At 40.0% G+C, this 22214-nt stretch carries 14 protein-coding genes; 2 read left to right on the forward strand and 12 right to left on the reverse strand.

Annotated elements, in window-relative coordinates; all coding sequences use genetic code 11:
- Position 1: 1 nt before the first annotated feature.
- Both CSC79_RS02165 and CSC79_RS02170 read right to left on the reverse strand, forming a co-directional pair.
- Positions 2 to 316 (reverse strand): MGMT family protein, encoded by a 315-nt coding sequence (locus tag CSC79_RS02165; RefSeq protein ID WP_099293482.1) that lies wholly within the window; start codon positions 314 to 316, stop codon positions 2 to 4.
- Positions 306 to 1202: a LysR family transcriptional regulator gene (locus tag CSC79_RS02170; protein WP_099293484.1), complete on the reverse strand. Its 897-nt coding sequence runs from the start codon at positions 1200 to 1202 to the stop codon at positions 306 to 308. The genes CSC79_RS02165 and CSC79_RS02170 overlap by 11 nt, the downstream gene beginning before the upstream one ends.
- A gap of 124 nt (positions 1203 to 1326) precedes the next feature.
- On the opposite strand from CSC79_RS02170, the gene CSC79_RS02175 reads away from it, so the two are divergent.
- Together CSC79_RS02175 and CSC79_RS02180 are read left to right on the forward strand one after the other, a co-directional pair.
- A complete protein-coding gene (locus CSC79_RS02175) occupies positions 1327 to 2409 on the forward strand; it encodes an efflux RND transporter periplasmic adaptor subunit (protein ID WP_099293486.1) in 1083 nt (360 codons plus the stop codon).
- Between the two features lies 1 nt (position 2410).
- Complete coding sequence (locus CSC79_RS02180) at positions 2411 to 5473, forward strand: efflux RND transporter permease subunit (RefSeq protein WP_099293488.1); 3063 nt, start codon at positions 2411 to 2413, stop codon at positions 5471 to 5473.
- Positions 5474 to 5525: 52 nt separating this feature from the next.
- Here CSC79_RS02180 and rluF read toward each other — a convergent pair whose 3' ends face one another.
- The 10 genes from rluF to malQ form a co-directional block, all read right to left on the reverse strand.
- Positions 5526 to 6413, reverse strand: a complete 888-nt coding sequence (rluF, locus tag CSC79_RS02185) for a 23S rRNA pseudouridine(2604) synthase RluF (RefSeq protein WP_099293490.1) — start codon at positions 6411 to 6413, stop codon at positions 5526 to 5528.
- A gap of 316 nt (positions 6414 to 6729) precedes the next feature.
- Positions 6730 to 7806 carry an ABC transporter substrate-binding protein gene (locus tag CSC79_RS02190; RefSeq protein ID WP_099293492.1) on the reverse strand — a complete coding sequence of 359 codons (1077 nt, stop codon included), beginning with the start codon at positions 7804 to 7806 and terminating at the stop codon, positions 6730 to 6732.
- A 48-nt stretch (positions 7807 to 7854) separates the two neighbouring features.
- The gene (locus CSC79_RS02195; RefSeq protein ID WP_099293494.1) at positions 7855 to 8934 is read right to left on the reverse strand and encodes a DUF418 domain-containing protein; all 1080 of its coding nucleotides are present in this window, start codon (positions 8932 to 8934) and stop codon (positions 7855 to 7857) included.
- A 319-nt stretch (positions 8935 to 9253) separates the two neighbouring features.
- Positions 9254 to 10465: an HDOD domain-containing protein gene (locus CSC79_RS02200; protein WP_099293496.1), complete on the reverse strand. Its 1212-nt coding sequence runs from the start codon at positions 10463 to 10465 to the stop codon at positions 9254 to 9256.
- Between the two features lie 119 nt (positions 10466 to 10584).
- Positions 10585 to 12123, reverse strand: a complete 1539-nt coding sequence (locus CSC79_RS02205) for a glycogen/starch synthase (RefSeq protein WP_099293498.1) — start codon at positions 12121 to 12123, stop codon at positions 10585 to 10587.
- 21 nt (positions 12124 to 12144) lie between these two features.
- A complete protein-coding gene (glgC, locus tag CSC79_RS02210) occupies positions 12145 to 13446 on the reverse strand; it encodes a glucose-1-phosphate adenylyltransferase (protein ID WP_099293500.1) in 1302 nt (433 codons plus the stop codon).
- A gap of 14 nt (positions 13447 to 13460) precedes the next feature.
- Positions 13461 to 15971 carry a glycogen/starch/alpha-glucan phosphorylase gene (locus CSC79_RS02215; protein ID WP_099293502.1) on the reverse strand — a complete coding sequence of 837 codons (2511 nt, stop codon included), beginning with the start codon at positions 15969 to 15971 and terminating at the stop codon, positions 13461 to 13463.
- Complete coding sequence (glgX, locus tag CSC79_RS02220; RefSeq protein ID WP_099293504.1) at positions 15964 to 18018, reverse strand: glycogen debranching protein GlgX; 2055 nt, start codon at positions 18016 to 18018, stop codon at positions 15964 to 15966. The genes CSC79_RS02215 and glgX overlap by 8 nt, the downstream gene beginning before the upstream one ends.
- A complete protein-coding gene (glgB, locus tag CSC79_RS02225) occupies positions 18002 to 20224 on the reverse strand; it encodes a 1,4-alpha-glucan branching protein GlgB (protein ID WP_099293506.1) in 2223 nt (740 codons plus the stop codon). The genes glgX and glgB overlap by 17 nt, the downstream gene beginning before the upstream one ends.
- Positions 20225 to 22207, reverse strand: a complete 1983-nt coding sequence (gene malQ, locus CSC79_RS02230) for a 4-alpha-glucanotransferase (protein WP_099293509.1) — start codon at positions 22205 to 22207, stop codon at positions 20225 to 20227. It abuts the gene before it with no gap.
- Positions 22208 to 22214: the final 7 nt, after the last annotated feature.

The raw sequence follows: 22214 nt of genomic DNA on the forward strand, positions 1-22214 counted from the left end.
TTTATTGCCACTGATATATCCGCATATTGACTTTGCCATTTTTAAACACAACCCCTTCAGCGAGCAATAACTGATATTGTTTTATGTATTGCGCTGTACCTTCTGCAAAAGAGATTTTCCCTTGGCTATTCATCACGCGGTGCCAAGGGATAGTTGAATCTTTTGGCATTAGTTTTAATAGCCGCCCGACCAAACGAGCATTATTAATAAGTCCAGCCATCGCTGCAACCTGCCCATAACTTGCAACACAACCTGGTGGAATGTTTGCGATTACAGTAAAAATTTTTTCTTCTTTGGTTGCCTGATTATCTTTCATTTTTAAACTGTTCACTTGCTTGTTTAAAACCTTGCCATATTGCTCGAGCAACAGGGCCATGATGCGTTGCATGCTGCCTAAAAACGCGAATTTGAGCGCTGAACATGTGCTCTCTGTCTAGCACTTCAACCTGTTGTAATAAACCTGCGTCAAGCTCTGCTTGGCAGTGACCTATACTGATCATTGCCCAACCGGCCCCTGAGACTAAAAAAGATTTTAAGGTAGCAATGTCGTCAATTTTCATAATTGCTGAACCTTTCGAATAAGAAAGTCGCTCAGAGTCAAAGCTCATTTCACTTTCAAACATTGCAAGGCAAGGATAGTGCTGTAGTTGCTCGTAGTTAATTTGTTTTGGTACTAAGTTATTTGCGCACACAATGCCAATATCTAACTTTCCGATGGGTAGACTTTCTAAATCACCAGTCGCATGAAAAAGGTCAAACCAAGGCCCTATTCCTAAATCAGCTAGACCTTTATTCACTTGCTCTAAAGACGCAAATCGCTTACCGCTGCTTACGCTAAACTCAGTACTTTGAAACTCAGTAAATGCTTCACAGATAATATCGTTATATAACGGCGCATGACAGAGCTGTTCATAACAGATTTTAAAATTTGACTCATTTCCTAATGCAAGCTCACTCGCTAACTGACTTAAATGTGATTGAGCAATCAATAATTGGACCGCTTCCCGGTGAAACAGCTTTCCTTTTTCAGTGAGAGTTAATCTGTATTGTGTACGATCGAGCAACTCAAAACCGAGCTCTTGCTCTAGTTTTTTTATAGCAAGCGTTAGCGCGGGCTGCGTTTTGTGCAATTCATTTGCAGCTTTAGATAAGCTTTGCGTTGAAACAATCGCATCTAACATTTTTAGCTGAACAAGGTTCATTTTGTATCCTTGTTAATAACCATAATTTTTATTTATGATCTTTTTAAAATTTAATAATTTTTATTTTATATGTTTGCGGCGTATGCTGCATCTAATTTATGTTTTCATAGCCACGGAGAAGACCATGAAACTGTTGTCAGTTTTGATTTTATCATCACTCATGCTTAGTTTAGTTGCGTGTAAAGAAGCAGCCAAGAATACGACAATAGAGCAGCCTGTTCGCCCAGTGAAATTATTTGCTATTGGCGTTAATTCGGATGAAACAATACGTAGCTTCCCTGCTGAAGTTGTTGCTAATCAGGGTTCTTATTTGGCCTTTCGGGTAAATGGCGAATTACTTGAATTTCCCGCCTTAGCAGGTCAACATGTAGAAAAAGGTCAACTGCTCGCAAAACTTGATCCAGAGGACTTTCAACTCCAGTATGATGAACGCAAGGCTCGTTTTGAACTAGCTCAGTCACAGCTACAGCGGGTCAAAAAGTTATTTGATAAATCCATCACCAGTCAATCAGAACTTGATCAGGCACTAGCAAATAAACAAGTTGCTGAATCAGCATTAAAAATAGCTAAAACTAATCTCGATAACAGTGAATTACGTGCACCATTTAGTGGTACCGTTGCAAAAGTATTTGTTAAAAATTATGAGAATATTCAAGCTAAACAAAACATCTTGCGCTTAGAAACACGCGATTTAATGGATGTTGTTATTCAAGTACCAGAGAAGCTTATCGCTCGTATCGATAAAGACGCGAACTACCAACCAACCGTTGTATTTGATGGCTACCCTGATAAATCATACACCCTCACAATCAAAGAATTTGATACACAAGCTGACCCTGCCACATTGACATATAAAGTGGTGTTTTCATTGCCAGTGCCAAAAGATTTCAACCTGCTTGCAGGAATGACTGGCCGAGTAGATATTGATTTAAGTAAAATTACACATTCACAATCGAGTTATATTTTATTACCCGTAGAGGCTGTTTTTTCTGAGCCAACAGAACAAGCTAATAGCAGTTATGTTTGGGTGTATGATCAACAAACAGGCAAAGTTAATAAGCACGCTGTTAAAGTGGGCCAATTACACAAGAGTGGTATAGAAGTACTTTCTGGGCTTGAACAAGGTCAAACCGTGGTAGCAGCTGGTGTGCATTATTTAAAAGAAGGCATGCAAGTTCGTCCATGGCAAAAAGAGCGAGGCCTATAAAATGAGCTTTGCAGAGGTTGCTATTAAGCACAAAGTGGTTAGTTGGATGTTTGCACTGCTTTTATTGATCGGTGGTGCAGTATCTTACTTAGGCCTTGGTCAGTTAGAAGACCCTGAGTTTACACTAAAAAAAGCCATGGTGATTACACTCTATCCGGGGGCATCACCGCAGCAAGTTGAAGAAGAAGTCACTTTTCCCATTGAAAACGCAATTCAACAATTACCCTACGTTGACTACGTAACAAGTATTTCATCACCGGGTAAATCGCAAATTTCCGTAGAAATGAAAAGCACTTATCGAAAACAAGACTTGCGCCAAATTTGGGATGAACTGCGCCGCAAAATTAGTGACAATGCATCCTCTTTGCCAAGCGGTGTATACCCAAGCACCGTACTGGACGATTTTGGTGATGTATATGGTGTAATGTACGCAGTGACGGGTGATGGTTACTCTTATGATGAGCTCAAAGATTACGTTGATTACCTAAAGCGTGAGCTAGTCTTAGTGGAAGGCGTAAGTAAAGTAACCGTCAATGGAGAACAACAAGCACAAGTTATGGTCGAAATTTCTACCCGTAAACTTGCGCAACTAGGGATTGCTCCAAATCGAATTTATCAGTTATTACAATCACAAAACACCGTCTCTAATGCAGGTAAAGTACGCGTGGGTGATGAATCAATTCGGCTTCACCCTACGGGCGAGTTTAAGGATGTGTCTGAGCTTGAAAATCTACTTATTTCAAAACCTGGCGCAAGTGAGCTTATTTACTTAGGTGATGTAGCAACGGTATATCGCGAATACGCCGAAGTACCCAATAATGTAATGCGGTTTAACCAACAACAAGCTTTATTAGTCGGTGTTTCTTTTAGTACTGGCGTAAATGTGGTGGATGTTGGCGATAATATTCAAGCTCATTTAGCATCGCTAGAATACCAACGCCCACATGGCATGGAGATTAATACTGTATATAACCAACCCGTTGAAGTAGAAAAGTCTGTAAGCGGATTTATTATCAGCTTAGTTGAAGCCGTTGCCATCGTCATTATTGTTTTGCTGGTGTTTATGGGGCTTAAAAGTGGCGTTTTGATTGGCGTAATATTATTGCTTACCGTGTTGGGTACATTCATTTTTATGAAGCTGTTCGCTATTGATTTACAGCGCATTTCACTTGGCGCCTTGATCATCGCATTGGGTATGCTGGTCGATAACGCCATCGTTGTCACCGAAGGTATATTAATCAACTTAAAGCGTGGGCAAACCAAAGTTAAAGCCGCGGCTAATATTGTGCAGCAAACAAAATGGCCTTTACTCGGCGCAACAGTCATTGCAATCACTGCTTTTGCACCTATTGGTTTAAGCTCTGACGCCAGTGGTGAATTTGCTGGCAGCTTATTCTGGGTGTTACTTATTTCATTACTTTTAAGTTGGATAACAGCTATAACGCTAACGCCATTTTTTGCTGATTTAATGTTTAAACAGTCTGAGTTTAAAAACCAAAATACCGAAGAAGACCCTTACCAAGGCTTCATATTTAATATTTATAAAAGCCTATTAGGCAATGCAATGCGTTTTCGTAAAACGACCTTGCTATTAATGGTGGTATTACTGGTAGGCTCGGTATTTGGCTTTAAATTCATTAAACAAGCATTCTTTCCTGCATCAAATACGCCCATGTTTTACGTAGATTATTGGCACACACAAGGCGCTGATATTCATGCGACAATGGATGGCGTTGCTAAGCTTGAAGCCTTTTTACAAAAAGATGAGCTGGTCGAAGAAGTTACCTCAACCATAGGCCAAGGTGCGCCACGCTTTATGTTGACCTATGCACCTGAAAAATCATACCCAGCCTATGGACAATTAATTATTCGGGTAAAAGACCGTGAAGCCGTCTCCACTATGATTGCCAAAGTACGTGACTATGAGTACAGCCATGTGTTTGATGCCAAACTTAAAATCAAGCGGATGGAAATTGGCCCATCGACCGATGCTAAAATAGAAGCACGCTTCTCTGGTGCAGACCCAGTCGTGCTTCGAAAACTTGCAAAAAAAGCGAAAGAAGTTTTAAGCCAAGATGCTGGCGCGTTTAATATTCGTGATGATTGGCGCGAGCGCTCAAAACTAATTCGCCCTCAACTAAATGAGCAAAAAGCGCGGCGCTTAGGTATTGCTAAAACAGACTTAGATCAGTTATTACTGACTAGTTTGTCTGGTAAAAAAGTCGGCGTGTATAAAGATGGCACTCAGCAATTACCGATCATCGCACGCTCCCCTGCAGAAGAGCGCTTGAATGTTGAAAGCTTGCGCGACTTACAGATATACAGCCCGGTACTTGGCGTGTTTGTGCCCGTTACCCAAGTGGTGGATGACTTTGTTGTTGAATGGGAAGACAGCCTAATAATGCGCCGCGACCGCAAGCGCACCATCACCGTTATGGCAGACCACGACGTCATTGGTGATGAAACGCCTGCTAAGCTGTTTGCTCGCGTAAGAGTTGGTATTGAAGCTATAAAACTCCCTCACGGCTATGAGCTGCAATGGGGCGGCGAATATGAGTCAGCAACAAAGGCACAAAAAGCCATATTTGGCTCACTGCCTCTAGGTTACCTTGCCATGTTTGCAGTGACGGTGTTGTTATTTAATTCTGTTAAAAAGCCACTCGTGATCTGGGCCACTGTGCCATTGGCCATCATTGGTGTCAGCGCGGGTCTATTATTAATGAATGCCGCATTTAGCTTTATGGCTCTGCTTGGCTTATTGAGCCTAAGCGGCATGTTGATAAAAAATGGCATTGTGTTAGTTGATCAAATAAACCTCGAACTCAGTGAAGGCAAAGACCCCTATCAAGCCGTATTTGATTCTGGTGTTAGCCGTGTCCGCCCCGTGGCTATGGCTGCTATCACTACTATTTTAGGCATGATCCCACTGTTATTTGATGTATTCTTCCAGTCAATGGCGGTCACCATCATGTTTGGTTTAGGCTTTGCTACCATACTCACCTTAATCGTTGTGCCAGTGCTTTATACTGTACTGTTTAGAATTGAGGTGCCGAAGAACAGTTAACGAAAAAAGGCCAAGTAATTCACATTACTTGGCCTTTTCAAAGTTCATATGGTTACTTTTTTAAACTGAGTGTGCCTGTTCTTCGTTTTGCAGTTGCACGAGGTTTATTAAAGGTCTTATTGGCTGTTGCTGACTGTTGTGACTTAGCTTTTTCAACGTGCTTTTGAAAGTCGCGTTTTTTAACATCGGCTGTAGCTTGTTTATTTTCATCAATTGAGCGTTCTTCTGTTTTGCCAGAATCCGCAATTGAGTCATTAATTAACGCCATTTCATGTTCAGTTAAATGACGCCATTGCCCTACTTTTAACCCTTTTAGCGTCACGTTCATAATACGCGTGCGCTTTAATGTGACTACTTCGTAGCCAAGGTATTCGCACATTCTACGTATTTGGCGGTTCAAGCCTTGAGTCAAAATAATAGTGAACTCTTTAGCGCCGGTTTGGGTGACTTTGCATTTTTTTGTGACTGTATCAAGGATGGGAATCCCCCCGGCCATCTTATTAACAAACTGGCGATTCAGCGGTTTATCAACAGTCACTACGTATTCTTTTTCGTGGTTATTACCAGCGCGAAGAATTTTATTAACGATGTCCCCTTCGTTGGTTAAAAATATAAGTCCTTCAGAGGGGCGGTCAAGACGACCAATAGGGAAGATTCGATCAGGATAATTAACTGCTTTGACAATATTACTTTGAATTTTACGCTCAGTAGTACAGGTAATGCCTACGGGTTTGTTGTAAGCAATGTACGCGCGTTTAGGCACTTTTTTAAGTGATTTACCGTCAACTAATACATCATCAGTGACCGCAACTTTTACACCCATTTCAGGGCGTTGACCGTTAACAGTGACACGACCGTCTTCAATATACTTATCAGCTTCACGTCGCGAGCAAAAACCAGTGTCACTTATAAATTTATTTAATCGTTTTAAATCTGTCATGGCCAATTCGTCTTAATTTTAAAGGCCGATATTGTATACCCAAACCACCCTAAGATGCGAGTTACAGTTGGAATTAAAAGCGATTTGGGCAAGGCATTGATTTTAGATAATAGAGGTTCTTTTGTTAAAATCCGTAATGCAGTATACATTGCTTTAAAACCCACCTTAAGGACGCTTTACAGCACTTAACTCATAGAGGCTATTTAAATGGTTGACATTGTTGCAAAGTAGCGTCTAAGTATCGAGCCTCTGTGAAACGCTAAATTCTATATCTTGGGTGACTTAGGTATAAACCAGCGCTAAAACTTTTGCGCGGTTAATTTTCATTTTGGCTGTTGTCTTTACGTAATTGAGACACATCAAATACATAATTAGCCTGTTTAGTGCGAAATAAGGAGAGCTGTTTAAAATCTAAAAAAGTCCAATCCGCAATGTCTATAAGGTAATCATACTGGTGAATATTGTCTTGTGTTATTACACCCAGTTCAAATTCAACCTTGGTGTTGTTTTGCCAAAAAGGATGTCCATTATGATAATCAACCAAAGTAGTGAGTGCCCAACCTCCCATCATATAGTGGCCCCCTACACTGGCAGTGATTTTGTTTTGCTTTATTAAATTTAAATTATCTCTGAGCCAATCAAACCCACCTATTAAATAAGGATGAGCATTTTTATCTTTTACCGCTGTATAAGAGCCTAATGCCATTAAATCAGATGCGCTCCAAATGATATTTGTATCTGGATACCTTTTAAGTAACTTTTTAGTTTTTTCCATCGCCTCTGGTTTAGACCAGCCAGCATACACTGTTTGGCTAAGGCTTAAGTCATGCTGCTGCAAATAAGCTTTGAGCCCATCGTTTCGCGCATCAGACTCTGTACCATAATGGCCATTAATAGCGACCACATGAGGTGTGAGCGCCTTTGCAGTTGCTTTTTCAATTAATGCCTTTGCTAGCATAAAGCCTGCTGTGTAGTTATCGTGATAAATTTCACCCAGCCAAAATTTAAACTGCTCTTGAGGGCCTGAAATTGCTGCACGCTCTTCGCCGGTTATTGTTTGCTCTAAAGTAATAAACTTTACATTAAATTTTTCAAGCAATGACATGGATTGCTCAGCACCCCCGGGGTAATTGAGCAAGACAACGTAATCTGGGGTGGCTCGATACTGGAGGTATTTCTTAAGTTCGGCTAATTGGATATAACGATTACCTTCACCATAAATTACATCAAGGTTAACATTATATTGTTTTGCTGCGACTTCCATTACAGCCTGAACCTTGGCCCAAAAGGGTTCTCCCTCAATTGATGGATTAACAAATAAGATTGAAATCGCATTATTTGCCGCGGCTTGTGAGCTCACGCTTAAACACAGTATTAACACCAGAATTTTCATATCGCAGCTTAATCTTATATACCAGAATTTAAGCATAGCCCACAAACTTTACCTTGACAGTTTTCGCCATACTAATTCAAGTGGCCCTAGTTTAAAGTAACAACTATAAAGCCAAAAACTAAAATATTGGATCAGCGCAAGTACTGTAACTAAATACAAATAATCAATCCGATTAAAGCTTAATACCCAGTGTGGATACACTATTTTGAAAAGCAAAAACAAGCAAACCGTTTGAGAAATATAAGCGGTTAAAGACATTCGACCTAACCGCATAAATCCGATTGTGATCCAATTATCTTTATGTACAGCTTTCACGATGATGTGAATTAATAGTAAGGCGGTAAATAATGCCGCTAACCAATTTAACGGCTCTTTCAGCACGTGTGCCAATTGAAAATGTTGGTACTCCAATAGCACTCTCAAACAGGACAGTAAAAAAGCAATACATCCAACAGTGCGAACTGAGGCAGCCGGTAAGCCATCATCGAAAACTTTTAATTTATAGATATACACGCCTACCAGCATTACAGCAGCGCTCATCCAAAGCGTAATTAACGGGACAGCGATAATCATAATGACAAACATCAGTGCATTTGTGCCCAGTATATTGCCTAAACTCGACAATGTTTGCTCATAACTTTGTAAAAATGCACTATCAGTGCGATTGATAACAATATAAGGCTCCACTAGCATTAATACCATGCTCATCAATGCGCCTATGAACAAAAACTGCCACGCACGCCTTATAATGATTGAATTGTCCGCGTTTAAATATTTACACGTCAACCAACCCCCGCAGGCATAAATAAACAAAATATCACCCGCCCAAAGTAAAAAACCATGCAACAAGCCAAATACTGCCAACACTTTTAATCGTTTCTTAAGTATCGTAATATTTTGATAACGCTGCCATTGTATATATAGGCCTGCGCCAAATAATAAGCAAAACAAAGTGCGGAAGCGGCCATCAATGAAAAAGAGGTTTACAGTCTGGATTACATCATCTGACAAAGGAGGGGTTGGTTGCGGCACATAACCGAATTCAAATAAACCAAAAAAATAAACATTCATGTACATCAAACCTAAAACGGCGATGCCACGAACTACATCCATGTTTTTATTTCTCATTACTGTGCTCTGGGGTCTGCTGACCTTTTAAGGTTAAATTTGCAGCAGTCTATTTGGTATTTAGGCAAGCCGCCTATGTGGTATGGTTATTCCCCATAAATAGGTGATAACGCAGCATCAATGCCAAACAGGCGCTGCCCTTCGGGTTCTGCTTAGGGGCGACTTACTCTTTGTTGCCTACATGAGTGGTGGTAAGAGGCGAGAGCAGGACGCGCAAGCTTTGCTCGGTTTTAACTTAGCCCACTAGGTTACAAACCTCGCCCCGCGATTAAACCGACCCTAGTTTGAACCAATTTTAATCCACAAAGGTCAATAGACCCTAATGATATTTTTGAGTATTTGACCAGCTTAACGCATTTTCATATAACTTAGGTAAACCATCACTTGAAGTATTTAAAAACACCACTGCTTTTTCCAATGCCCACCAGCTTCCAGACTCATACGCTTTAACTGTTTCTAATATATAGAAAAGTGTATTTTTTTCCGCCATCAGTGCCAATTTAATCTCTTCTGGGAAAGGTAATTTATCCAGCAATTGTGCCATCGGCCTGTCTAAGATAGCGTCCAGTAAAGAAAATAAACCGGTTAAAAATGCACTGTTAGCATGGCTAGGTGCCACTTTCTGAGCGACTAGTTCGCAAAATCTAGCGCGAATGATGCACATCTTTACTAATTCAGCGGGTTTAGATTTAGACACGTGTGCAGTAATAATTAAACTAACAAATTTTCGAATATGCTCATGCCCTAAATAAACTAAAGCCTGCCTGATGGATTCAATTTCTTTTTGCACCGGAAAGACACCGCTATTTATCAACCTTAACAATTTAAACGCAAGCGCGGTGTCTAACTGGAATAAGCTTGCAATCGTGTTGATATTTGGGTTTTCTTTCATCGCTTGCGCATAAATAGACAAAGCCAGCGCATGATTCATATCAATGTCTTTTTGTTCAATTAATTTAGGTTTAGCAAAAAAGTAGCCTTGGAAATAATCAAAGCCCATTTTATGCGCTAATTGAAAGTCATCAATGGTTTCTATTTTCTCTGCTAACAGTTTAATTTTTTTATGTTTTTTGAGTTCTGTAATTAAACCATTTAATTGTTTAAGTGGGGTGATTTGAATATCAAATTTAATTAGTTTTATAAACTTTAGGAAACGATCCCACTTGGGCTCGTAGACAAAATCATCGAGTGCTAAAATATAATTTTTATGAAACAAGTCACGGCAAAGCTGATAGTTTTCTTCTGTTGGCTCTATATCTTCTAGTAGTTCAAGAACAACATCATTGGAGGGTAAAAATGTACATAAGTCCATTTTTAATGAATCGGGACCAATATTTATTAATGCCTTCTTACCTGAAGTAATGTGACGAGTGCCAAAGTTAAGCTGATTTTCCATAATAAGCTTTGCAGTAGCGACACTTTCGTCGATATTAGGAAAAAAATTGTCTGTACTATTACGAAACAACAATTCATACGCAACAACATGTTGGCGACGATTGAATATTGCTTGACGCGCAACAAATACTTGCACTAGATTGCCCTTCTTCTGGATTTTTTACTACTTACAAAATAAATAGTAAAAAATCATTAAATCACTTTATGTATCCAAACATTATAACTAGTAAAATTATAAAAAGTAATCTTTTTAGCCTATTTGTACATAGTCTCTATGTATTGTTGTGCGACATCATCCCAGGTAAATCGGGCATTGCGCGCATTATTAACAATATGCTGCCATTTCTTTGGCTCTTTACTATATAGTGTAAGAGTCTCAATAAAGCAATTCAGTAGATTTTTACATTGCAGCTCTAGCGTGTTGCCATCAAAACAGAAGCCGTTTTCTAAATGTGTCACCGTGTCATTAAGTCCACCAACTTGATGAACTAAACATGGCTGTCCCGCACGCATAGCTAACATTTGACTAATACCACACGGCTCAAATGAACTAGGCATTAAAAACAAATCCCCTAGTTGATAAAGTAATTCGCCAATCTTCTGCCCATAACCTTTTAAAAATAAAAGATTAGTATTTCTTGCCATGGCTTGAGTAAACACATCTTCTAATTCACTGTCACCAGAGCCTAGAATAATGATCTTGCCATTAAACTTTGACAACTCTTTACATAGTTCATCTACAAGTAGTTTGTTGTTATATGGTTGGCGTAATAATAATACTTTCTGATCGGTTAAGCGCCCTACACTTGTCAGCAGTGGCCCTTTGTCATCATGTTTAATAAACGATAATAAACGTTGATGTGCAATATAATAACCTGACTCTAATTGCTTATTTTTAGCTAGCCATATAAACAGTTCTGTTTCTATAGCGTTATACAAGGCTTCGAAGCTAGGGGGATTTTCATCGTTTGGTGTGTACTCGCAACCATTTAAAACACCCACGACTTTATCCATATCAGCCGCTTTTTGTAAGTCTTTTTCCAACCCCTCACCGCCAAAGAACCCTTTATCTGGTTCACTAGGTAATACTACCTCTTTAGCATAACTAGGTGATACTAAGTGAACTTTGTCAGCGAGGTTTATGGCACTACGCATTGGATTAAAACAATGCGGATAACGTGGGTCGCATATCACATGACCATCATAACCAAGTGATGGAAACCAAGCCTCTAAACTTGATTCATCGCCTTTAAAGGGTCTGATCCCTTGTAATGCAATATTATGCACAGTGAACACAAGTTTTGTTTGCAGCAGAGTTTCATAACGTTTATCAAACTTTAATAGCAAAGCAACACATGCACTGTGCCAATCATGTAGATGAATAACATCAGGGCATGGAATAATCCCTTGCAGTAATCCTTCACACACCGCCGCGCCAAAGAACGCAAATTTAGTCGCATCTGTTGCAAAAGGTCGACCAGGTTCATCATTACAATACACATTGCCATTGTGTTGGCTAAAATAATGATGCGACAAAACCAGTTGCCTTGATGATGAATTCGCAATATGTACTTGCCATACATCAACTTGATGGCTTTGACCTGCAAATGCCACGTTCAGTGTCCCTAACCGTTCTCTGTCTAGTTGACTAAACCCATAATCTGGAATTATTACATCAACAAAAATCCCTTTATTACTTAATGCGTTTGGGCAGTCGCGTATTACATCAGCAACTCCCCCAACCTTGGCATTAGGTAACGCGTCATTTTCGGCCGCAACCATCAATACATGCATTATTTATTTACTTCCTACAACTTAAGCTAATCGTTTTTTTTCTTGCTCTTGGCGTTCTATTTTTTTGGCAAGCTCTGTCAACATATCTCTTGTAACAAGCACAATACCTTTATTAGACACCCTAAAGCCATTTTCTTTATCCGCTTTTTCGTCAAAACCAATTTCCACACCTTCAGGAATTTCACAGCCACGGTCAATAATGGCACGGCGTATTCTACAGTTACGATGAATAATTGCCCCAGGTAAAATGACTGACTCTTCAATTTCGCAATATGAACGAATATGAACATTAGAAAACAACAAGGATTTTCTGACTACTGAACCTGAAATTATGCAGCCACCTGATACGGTTGAATCAACAGCCATACCTCTTCTATCGTCATTATCAAAAATAAATTTAGCCGGTGGTAATTGCTCTTGATAAGTCCAGATAGGCCACGTTGGATCATATAAATCTAATTGTGGTTCTGGCATAACAAGTTCCATATTAGCTTCCCAAAATGAATCAAGTGTACCTACATCACGCCAATAAGGTTGACCTTCATGTGCGGGATCTCTAAATGGGAAAGCAAAAACGTTATGTTCCTCAATAATTGATGGAATTATATCATGACCAAAGTCACGTCCAGATCCTTCATTTTCAGCATCTTTTTTCAATTGCTCAAACAAAAAATCGGTATTAAATACATAATTACCCATTGACGCTAAACACGTGCCAGGTTTACCCGGAATAGAACTTGGAGACGCTGGTTTTTCATCAAAACGCTTTACACGCTTTTCTTCGTCGACTGTCATCACACCAAAGGTGTCTGCCGCTTCTTCGCAATCAACTTCTATGCAGCAAACTGTCATATCTGCACCAGTTTCAACATGTTTTGCTAATAATGCACCGTAGTCCATACGATAGACGTGATCGCCTGACAAAATCATCACATACTTTGGTAATTCATGACGAATTATATCCATATTTTGAAAAACAGCATCCGCAGTGCCACAGTACCATTCGTCACCATAACGCTGAGATGCTGGTAATATCTCTACCGATTCGCCAAGCTCTTTTTTAAAATGACCCCAAGCACGGTTAACATGGCGTATTAATGAGTGCGATTTATATTGTGTCGCAATACCCACTCGCCTGATACCTGAATTAATACAATTGGACAGCGGAAAATCTATAATTCGATGCTTACCACCAAAATAAACAGCAGGTTTAGCGCGCCAATTAGTTAATTCATGGAGTCGCGATCCTCGCCCTCCTGCTAAAATAAGCGCGTAGGTTTCTCTTGTTAAACTACTTATGTAACGATTTGCATAACTTGGCATAATTTATCTCCGTATTAATCTGTGCTGATGTTCGTTTTATTTGATGTTAAAGGTGTCAAATGCCAAATTTCATCGCTGTATTGGCCAATTGTTCTATCACTTGAAAATACGCCACTTGCTGCCGTATTTAAGATACTCATTTGTGTCCAGTGTTGTTGGTTTTGATAAGCGCCCTCTACATCACGCTGCGCTTTAACAAAGCTCTCGAAGTCATGAGCGACTAACCAAGGATCGTGCGGGCTTTTAATCGCGCCGATAATGTCATCAAACAAGCCTGGTTCAAATAAGTTAAAGTGCCCACTTTCAAGTAGTTGCATTACATTAAGTAAATCAGGTGTAGAGTGAATGATATGCAAAGGGTTATAGTTTTGCTTAATAGATTCTATTTCTTGTGCTTTGGCACCAAATAAGAAAAAGTTATCTTGGCCCACCGCATCCCTGATTTCGATATTAGCACCATCTAAGGTACCTATCGTCAATGCACCATTCATCATGAACTTCATATTGCCTGTTCCTGATGCTTCTTTACCTGCAGTTGATATTTGTTCCGATAAATCCGTTGCAGGACAAATAGTTTCCATTGCAGTCACATTATAATTAGGTAAAAACGCAACACGTAAATAAGGTTGGGCTAGTGGGTCTTTGTTAATGACTTCTGCCACATTATTTATTAACTTAATAATGCGTTTTGCCATGTAGTAACCCGGTGCAGCTTTACCACCTAACAGTACACAACGAGGTACTAAGTTGTCAGTATCGCCGCGGCGAATACGGTCATAAAGGTGAATCACATGCAGTACGTTTAATAGTTGACGCTTGTACTCATGTATTCGCTTTACTTGCACATCAAACAACATATGTTTATCAAATTCAACATCACAGCGTTCTTTGACTAAATCAACTAAGCGCTGTTTGTTTTCAAGCTTTACTTGCTGCCATTGCGTATGAAATTGTTCATCATCAAAGTAACGACGTAATTGACTAATTTGAGCGAACTCCCCCACCCACTCACACCCAATTTTGTCACTAATAAGCTGGGTCAATTTGGGATTGCAATGAGCAAGCCAACGCCTTGGTGTTACCCCATTGGTTTTATTATTAAATTTTTCAGGCCACAACTCGAAGAATGATTTAAACAACCCTTCTTTTAACAGCTCTGTATGTAACGCGGCGACACCATTAACAGAATAACTGCCTACGATAGCTAAATACGCCATGCGAATTTGCGGCTCAGGGCCTTCTTCAATAAGTGAAAGTGCTTGCTGTTTAGCTACATCCCCTGGCCATGCTTGCGCCACTTGAGCTAAAAAACGGGCATTTATTTCATAAATGATTTCTAAAATGCGCGGTAATAAACGAGAAAATAGCGATACTGACCATTTTTCAAGCGCTTCAGGTAATAATGTATGATTTGTATACGCCATTGTGGCAGTTGTGATTTGCCATGCTTTATCCCAATCGAGCTCATACTCATCAATGAGTAAGCGCATTAGCTCGGCAACAGCAATACTTGGGTGTGTGTCATTAAGCTGAAAAACATGATAATCAGCAAAATCTCTAAAGTCTTCGCCATGCTGTGATACCCAACTAGCAATGGTGTCTTGTAGGCTCGCAGACGATAAGAAGTATTGTTGGCGTAACCTTAGTTCCTTACCATTTTCACTACTGTCATTAGGGTACAACACCATTGTAATTTGTTCGGCTAGATTTTTATGGGCAACAGCTTCAGAATAACTACCGGCATTGAACTCACTTAAATCAAATTCGTCGGTGGCCTCTGATTTCCATAAACGTAAGGTATTTACGATATCATTTTTATAGCCTGGAATAGGAACGTCATAAGGAACTGCAAGTACATCATGTGTATTTAACCACTGACGGTGTTCACGACCATTTTTATCTGTGTAACACTCAACGTGACCAAAGAATTTTACCCGTTTAGATTGCTCTGGCGCGCTTAACTCCCAAGGGTGCCCTTCGCGAAGCCAGTTATCCGGTTGCTCTACTTGGTGGCCGTTTTCAATGGCTTGATTGAACATACCGTACTCATAACGTATACCATAACCTACAACGGGTAATGCAAGGCTTGCGCAGCTATCTAAAAAACAAGCAGCTAGGCGCCCTAATCCGCCATTACCTAACCCCGCATCATGCTCTGCTTGGGCGACATCTTCAATATTAGTACAATATTGTTGCAGTGCTTGGCTAACTTGGTCGTCTAAATCTAGATTTAAAATTGCATTGCCCATTGCTCGGCCCATTAAAAACTCAAGCGAGATGTAAGCTGTTTTACGACGCTTTTCACTGTTCATTTGCTGCTTGGTAGCACGACACCGAGCAACTAACCGATCGCGAATAGTAAACGCCAGTGCGTTGTATAAATACAACTGAGACTTGCCCACTTTGTCACGCCCCAAAGTGTAGTAAAAGTGCCGCGATAAATCGTCTTCCAATGTACTTTCATCAATCAAAGGAGCATCTTGCCAACCCTTTGCAACACATATTTGTTCACTGTTCTTAGCCATGACCTTCGCCTTCTAAATTAGCTGAAAATACCCAACTGCTATGCGCAGCAACTCCAAATTGTTTTGTGTCTTTTAAAATACCTGCTTCAACGCTTGTTATGTTTAGCTGCCAATCACCTTCTTCGGCTTCTGGCAGCGTACAATCTACCGTTACGTCACTTGCATTTAATATAATTAATAATGCAGATTTTAATTGTTCGTCGTGCAAGCTATACATCAAAAATTGCTTACTGCCATCATGCCAATCATCCTCTTGCATTGGCATGCCCAGTTCATTAAACCAATGCACTGCGAATCGTTTATCTGTGTCATGTAAAAATTCGCGGTGTTTAAATACGCAATGTTGTTTACGTAACCGTAAAACGTCATCAATGAATCGAGTTAGCGGGTGTCGTCGTTGAAAGTCTTTCCAAGCAAGCCAACTCGTGCGATTATTTTGACAATAAGCGTTATTGTTACCCCCTTGTGAATGGCCCATTTCACTGCCGGATGCAAGCATTGGCACGCCTTTTGATAATAATAATGTGAGCAACATATTTTTTTGCTGTTGCAGACGAACAGCTGTAATTTTTGGGTCATTACTAAATCCTTCAACACCACAATTGAAGGAATAATTAGCGCTGTGCCCATCTCTATTTTGCTCACCATTGGCTTCATTATGTTTTTCTTCATAACTGACCGAGTCCGCAAGCGTAAAACCATCATGGCTTGTAATAAAATTGATGCTATTAAGCGGGCCTCTTAAATTATGATCAAACAAATCGCATGAGCCATGTAATCGCTTAGCTAATTTAGGTAACATGTTTTGCTCACCACACCAAAAACGCCTTACAACATCACGGTATTTGTCATTCCACTCACGCCACGGTGCAGGAAACGCGCCCAATTGGTAACCACCTGGGCCAATATCCCATGGCTCTGCAATCAGTTTAACTTTTGATAAAACAGGGTCTTGATTAATTGCTTGTAAGAATGTGTGTTGCTGATTAAAACCGTGTGCGGTTCTAGCTAAAATTGAAGCTAAGTCGAACCTAAAGCCATCAACTCCCATTATTTCTACCCAATAACGTAAGCTATCTAGGACCATTTTTAAGCTATATGGATTGTCAATATTGAGTGTGTTGCCGCAGCCTGTATCATTAATATAAACTTTAGGATCTCCTTCAACAGCGCGATAGTAACCAGGATTATTTAACCCGCGCCATGATAACAAGGGGCCGTCAATTCCAGCTTCAGCAGTGTGGTTATAAACCACATCAAGTATGACTTCGATCCCAGCATTGTGCAGTTCTGAGACCATTTGTTGAAATTCAGCTATTTCATCATCAACAAGGTAATCTTTATGGGGGGTGAAAAAGTTTAACGTGTTGTAGCCCCAGTAGTTTTGTAAGCCTTTTCCTGTTAAAAATTGTTCGCTGATAAAACTATGCACTGGTAACAATTCAAGTGTTGTCACACCAAGATCTCGCAAATGTTCAATAAATACAGCGTGGCTTAACCCTAAATATTTACCTCTTAAATGCTCTGGTATACTAGGGTGGCGCGCAGTTGCCCCTTTAACGTGGCATTCATAAATGACCGTTTTTCCCCAGTTATGATTCGGTTTAACACCTTGATAAGGTTGTAGCTGTGTCACTTTTGACTTTGGCATATCAATGGCATTATTCACAGCACTTAATGTACCAATGGGCATTTGACTGTAATGACGTTCACTCCAAGTAAATTCACCAAATAAGTCTTTTGCATATGGGTCTATTAAAAGTTTTTGACTATTAAAATGTAGGCCTTTACTAGGCTGATACTCACCTTCCGCTCGATACCCATATAACGTACCGACAGGTAGTGGGCTAATAAATAAGCTCCACACTCCACCTTCATTTTTGTTCATCGCTAATTTAAGTACTTCGGTATGCCCGCTAGCATCAAATAAGCAGAGATACAATTGCTTTGCCAATGGGGCATAAACAGCAAAGTTGACGCCATTTTCTTTGATTGACGCACCTAAAGAGGTAATTTCCCCTTGGCTTAACTCAATTGATAGACTCATTGCACACCTTTTTCAGATAAACTGTCGCAAGCGGTGGTAACGTTATTAATACACTGTTTTGATGACCATGACTCGGCGATGCTTCTGTTGCAATTACACCATCACTCACCTTAACCCCGGAGCCAAAAAGTAACTCATCATCGGTATTAAGCACCACTTCAAAATGCCCATTTGACGGCACACCTATTTGATACCCCTGGTAAACATTCGGTGTTAAGTTACACACCACCACCACATAATCTGACGCTTTTTTAGCATAACGAACGAAACTAAAAATACTTTGTTGTGCGTTTTGATTATCAATCCAACTGAAACCCGCTGGCTCTGAATCTAATTCATACAAAGCAGGTGTAGACGTATAAACTTCGTTTAATGTTTTAACAGTGTTTTGAATACCATTGTGGCTTTGGTGCTCTAACAGATGCCAATCAAGGGATTGGTCGTGGTTCCATTCTTTGCGCTGTGCAAACTCTCCGCCCATAAAGAGTAACTTTTTACCCGGGTGTGCCCACATAAAGGCATAATATGCGCGTAAATTTGCAAATTGCTGCCAATCATCTCCTGGCATTTTTTCAATTAATGAGCCTTTGCCATGCACCACTTCGTCATGACTTAACGGTAAAATGTAGTTTTCACTAAATGCATAGACCATAGAAAATGTCATTTCATGGTGATGATGCTGTCTATAGAGTGGGTCTCGTTGCATATAATGCAAACTGTCATTCATCCAGCCCATATTCCACTTATAACCAAAGCCTAAACCATCATGATCCACTTGGCGGGTCACTCCTGGCCACGCAGTTGACTCTTCTGCAACCATCATAATACCGGGGTTATTTGCATAACTACGCAGGTTAACTTGCTTTAAACATTCGATTGCACCAAGGTTTTCTCTGCCACCATAACAATTAGGTACCCACTGTCCCTCTTCACGGCTGTAGTCTAGGTATAACATCGAGGCAACAGCATCAACACGCAAACCATCTATAGCAAATTCCTCAAGCCAAAACATCGCGTTTGCAACTAAGAAGCTGCGTACTTCAGGCCTATCATAATTATAAATATACGTGTTCCAATCAGGGTGAAACCCTTGTCTTGCATCTGCGTGTTCGTATAGGTGTGTGCCATCGAAACAATGTAACCCGTGCGGATCACTTGGGAAGTGTCCCGGAACCCAGTCAACTAACAACCCAATATTTTCTTCGTGACAGCGTTGCACGAAATATCTGAAGTCATCAACACTGCCAAAACGACTTGTTGGCGAAAATAGACCAACTGGTTGATAACCCCAAGAACCGTCAAACGGATACTCACTTACCGGCATTAATTGAATGTGAGTAAACCCCGTTTCTTTAACATAAGAGATGAGATGCTCAGCAAATTCAGTATAGTTTAAGTAGCAATTATCAATCTTTCGTTGCCAAGAACCTAAATGAACTTCATAAATGCTGATGGGTGCATCGATAGCATTTCGCTTCGCTTTTTGCTTTAGCATTTTATCAGTTAACTTGATGGCACCTAATTGTGGTTGCAATACAGAAGCGGTACCGGGCGCTTGTTGCATTTTAAATGCAAATGGATCGGCTTTTTCGAGTACATCACCACTCGTTGTTGTAATAGCAAACTTATAGCACTGCCCTGCTGTAAGGGCTGGAATAAAAATATCCCATACCCCTGAACCTGGGTTAAAACGCATAAAGTGGTGATTTCGTTGCCAGTGATTAAATTCGCCAATGACTGAAACACTGCTTGCATTTGGGGCCCATACACTAAAGCGAACTCCATCAGTATCATTAAGAGTAATAAAATGAGCGCCTAAATGACGATACGCATGCTCAAGCGTACCTTCATTAAATAAATACATTGCATGCGTATCTAAGGCACTTGGAAAATTGTATATATCACGCTGCGAAACGGTGCAATCAGAGTATTTAATAACTAGTTCGTAGTCATCGCTCAGTACAGAATTAAGGTGTGCAATAAATAGATCCGAATCCATATATCGTGAACAATTAATTACTGTGCCTTTTGATTTAACACTGACGCTTTTGGCTGCGGGTAAAAAACAACGGATACATTGCTTACCATTTGAATCAGTATGTACACCTAGAAAACTAAATGGGTCTTTAAAACAACCACGCTCTAACGCAGATACTTGTTGATTATACTGATCGGATACTGATTTAATTTGAACAGAACTGTTCATTTAATACGTCCTTATTGAATTTATTTCATTAAGCAAATTAGCATGTTGTTTTAGTATTTCTGTACATGGCTTAGAAAGCACTCTTCGCCAATTGGGGTACTCTTTATCTGTACCGGGGATATTCACAGGGAGTATTTGCTGATCCAAGTCATCTAATTGAATTGCGAAAAGTTGAGCTGGTGACTGTGCTAGACTTAATGTCAATGCGGTATATATATCTTTAGTTTGCGTATTAAGCGTATAGCCATGATGACCACTTTGCTCTAAAAATCGTAACATTCGTTGTTTTTCAACTTGACGGACTTCTAAATCTTTCACTTGTTGCGGTTCATCTATTAATTGATATTGAACCTTTAAATTTATATCGCGGCCTTCCCACCAAGCGAAAAATGGAGGGACATCATGATTAGCAATCATTAATAAACAATGGGGGTCAAAAGCGTCGGCAGGTAAAAACTCATCATATTGATCTTTCTCAAAGTAAAATAAGCTATTTGAAAAAATTGCTTTCTCTGCCAGCGCTTTTTTTACCTCCTGAGGTACAACCCCTAAGTCTTCACCAATCACAATACATTCATTCAAGTGCGATTCGATGGTTACAATTGCCAGTAAGTATTCAAAAGGGTAATACACATAACACCCTTCTTGTTGTCCATTAATCTCGAAGCACCACCATAATCTACGTATGGCCATTACATGATCAATACGCAATCCACCCACATCTTCCATGTTAGATTTAATGAGTGCACGGTAAAATGCGAAATTATTGTCACCTACTTTAACTGGGTTCAGGGCAGGTAAGCCCCAGTTTTGGCCTTGCTCAGCCCACGGATCTGGCGGAGCACCTACATGTGCACTTTTAGCAAATAGCTGCTGTTGGGTTGAAAACTCACCACCATCGCCGGCACATCCTACGGCTAAGTCATTGATTAAACCAATTGCCATCCCGCTGTCTCTCGCTACGTTTTGACATTGCTTTAACTGAGTATGCGCTTGCCATTGTAGATAGTAAGCAAACTCGGAATCTTGTTGTTCAAGGGTTGCCAGCGTTGTGCGGTGTTCTTGGCAAAAGAGTGCGTATTGAGCTTTTCGCTCATCACTTCCATCAGCTATAAACTTGTTATGCAAACATTTAAGTAGTTGGTATTTGTATTGAGTAACCAAGGTATAATCAATATATTGACTATCGGTATTAAAGTGTTCAGATTCTTTAAGAAGTTGATTCAACGAAGCGTTAGCATGTGCATCTTCGCTAAGTGACACCGCAATATATAATGGATTAAGTAAAGCACGATTGTTTGGACTGTAAGGGCTTGCTCTTTCGGGTTCGTCTACAAAAAGTAAATGCAATGGATTAAGCAATATATAATCAAGTTGCAAAGCAGCACTGTGGCAAGTCAATTCCATTAAATCGGCAAAATCACCAATCCCTAACCCTGCTTTATTTTTTAAGCTATATAGCTGTATTGATAAGCCTGTGCGTTTTTTATCAGGAATTTGATAACTTTGTTTAGGGGTTGCCCAAATTTCAGTCAAGACTGTTTTGCTATTAATAGAAACTTTAGCATCATGATAACCAACAGGGAGTTTAGGCAAGCAAACCTGCAACTCAACATAAACGACATCATTAAACGCATAATTTCCAGTACACTCAAGAGTGTGTAAATCGGAAACTATTGGCTCAATATCTAAACTTTCAAAAGAAATAGTGCAAGCATGATGTATTAGCCGTTTATCAACCCTCACTTTTAAAGCTGGTGCATCGCTTTGAACAAGGCTGCAGCTAGGCACATATTCTAGCCATTTTGCTGCATCCAATGAGATATTTAAATGCTCTATTTGCTGAAGGTTTTCAGTATCTACGCCACAACAGCGAAGTGCCGCTGAACGTGTATCGTGTTCAAAAAATACCTGTTCCCCAGTATATTTTGTGTATTCATAACCAATACCATGCAGATAAAACAACTGCGAAAGTAAATCCATTATATTA

This window comes from Pseudoalteromonas sp. 3D05 (assembly GCF_002723455.1).
Classification (GTDB): domain Bacteria; phylum Pseudomonadota; class Gammaproteobacteria; order Enterobacterales; family Alteromonadaceae; genus Pseudoalteromonas.

Bases quoted from the DNA above. Each gene is read 5' to 3' on its own strand.
- CSC79_RS02165 (WP_099293482.1), bottom strand. From the start codon at position 316: ATGAAAGATAATCAGGCAACCAAAGAAGAAAAAATTTTTACTGTAATC.
- CSC79_RS02170 (WP_099293484.1), bottom strand. From the start codon at position 1,202: ATGAACCTTGTTCAGCTAAAAATGTTAGATGCGATTGTTTCAACGCAA.
- CSC79_RS02175 (WP_099293486.1), top strand. From the start codon at position 1,327: ATGAAACTGTTGTCAGTTTTGATTTTATCATCACTCATGCTTAGTTTA.
- CSC79_RS02180 (WP_099293488.1), top strand. From the start codon at position 2,411: ATGAGCTTTGCAGAGGTTGCTATTAAGCACAAAGTGGTTAGTTGGATG.
- rluF (WP_099293490.1), bottom strand. From the start codon at position 6,413: ATGACAGATTTAAAACGATTAAATAAATTTATAAGTGACACTGGTTTT.
- CSC79_RS02190 (WP_099293492.1), bottom strand. From the start codon at position 7,806: ATGAAAATTCTGGTGTTAATACTGTGTTTAAGCGTGAGCTCACAAGCC.
- CSC79_RS02195 (WP_099293494.1), bottom strand. From the start codon at position 8,934: ATGAGAAATAAAAACATGGATGTAGTTCGTGGCATCGCCGTTTTAGGT.
- CSC79_RS02205 (WP_099293498.1), bottom strand. From the start codon at position 12,123: ATGCATGTATTGATGGTTGCGGCCGAAAATGACGCGTTACCTAATGCC.
- glgC (WP_099293500.1), bottom strand. From the start codon at position 13,446: ATGCCAAGTTATGCAAATCGTTACATAAGTAGTTTAACAAGAGAAACC.
- CSC79_RS02215 (WP_099293502.1), bottom strand. From the start codon at position 15,971: ATGGCTAAGAACAGTGAACAAATATGTGTTGCAAAGGGTTGGCAAGAT.
- glgX (WP_099293504.1), bottom strand. From the start codon at position 18,018: ATGAGTCTATCAATTGAGTTAAGCCAAGGGGAAATTACCTCTTTAGGT.
- glgB (WP_099293506.1), bottom strand. From the start codon at position 20,224: ATGAACAGTTCTGTTCAAATTAAATCAGTATCCGATCAGTATAATCAA.
- malQ (WP_099293509.1), bottom strand. From the start codon at position 22,207: ATGGATTTACTTTCGCAGTTGTTTTATCTGCATGGTATTGGTTATGAA.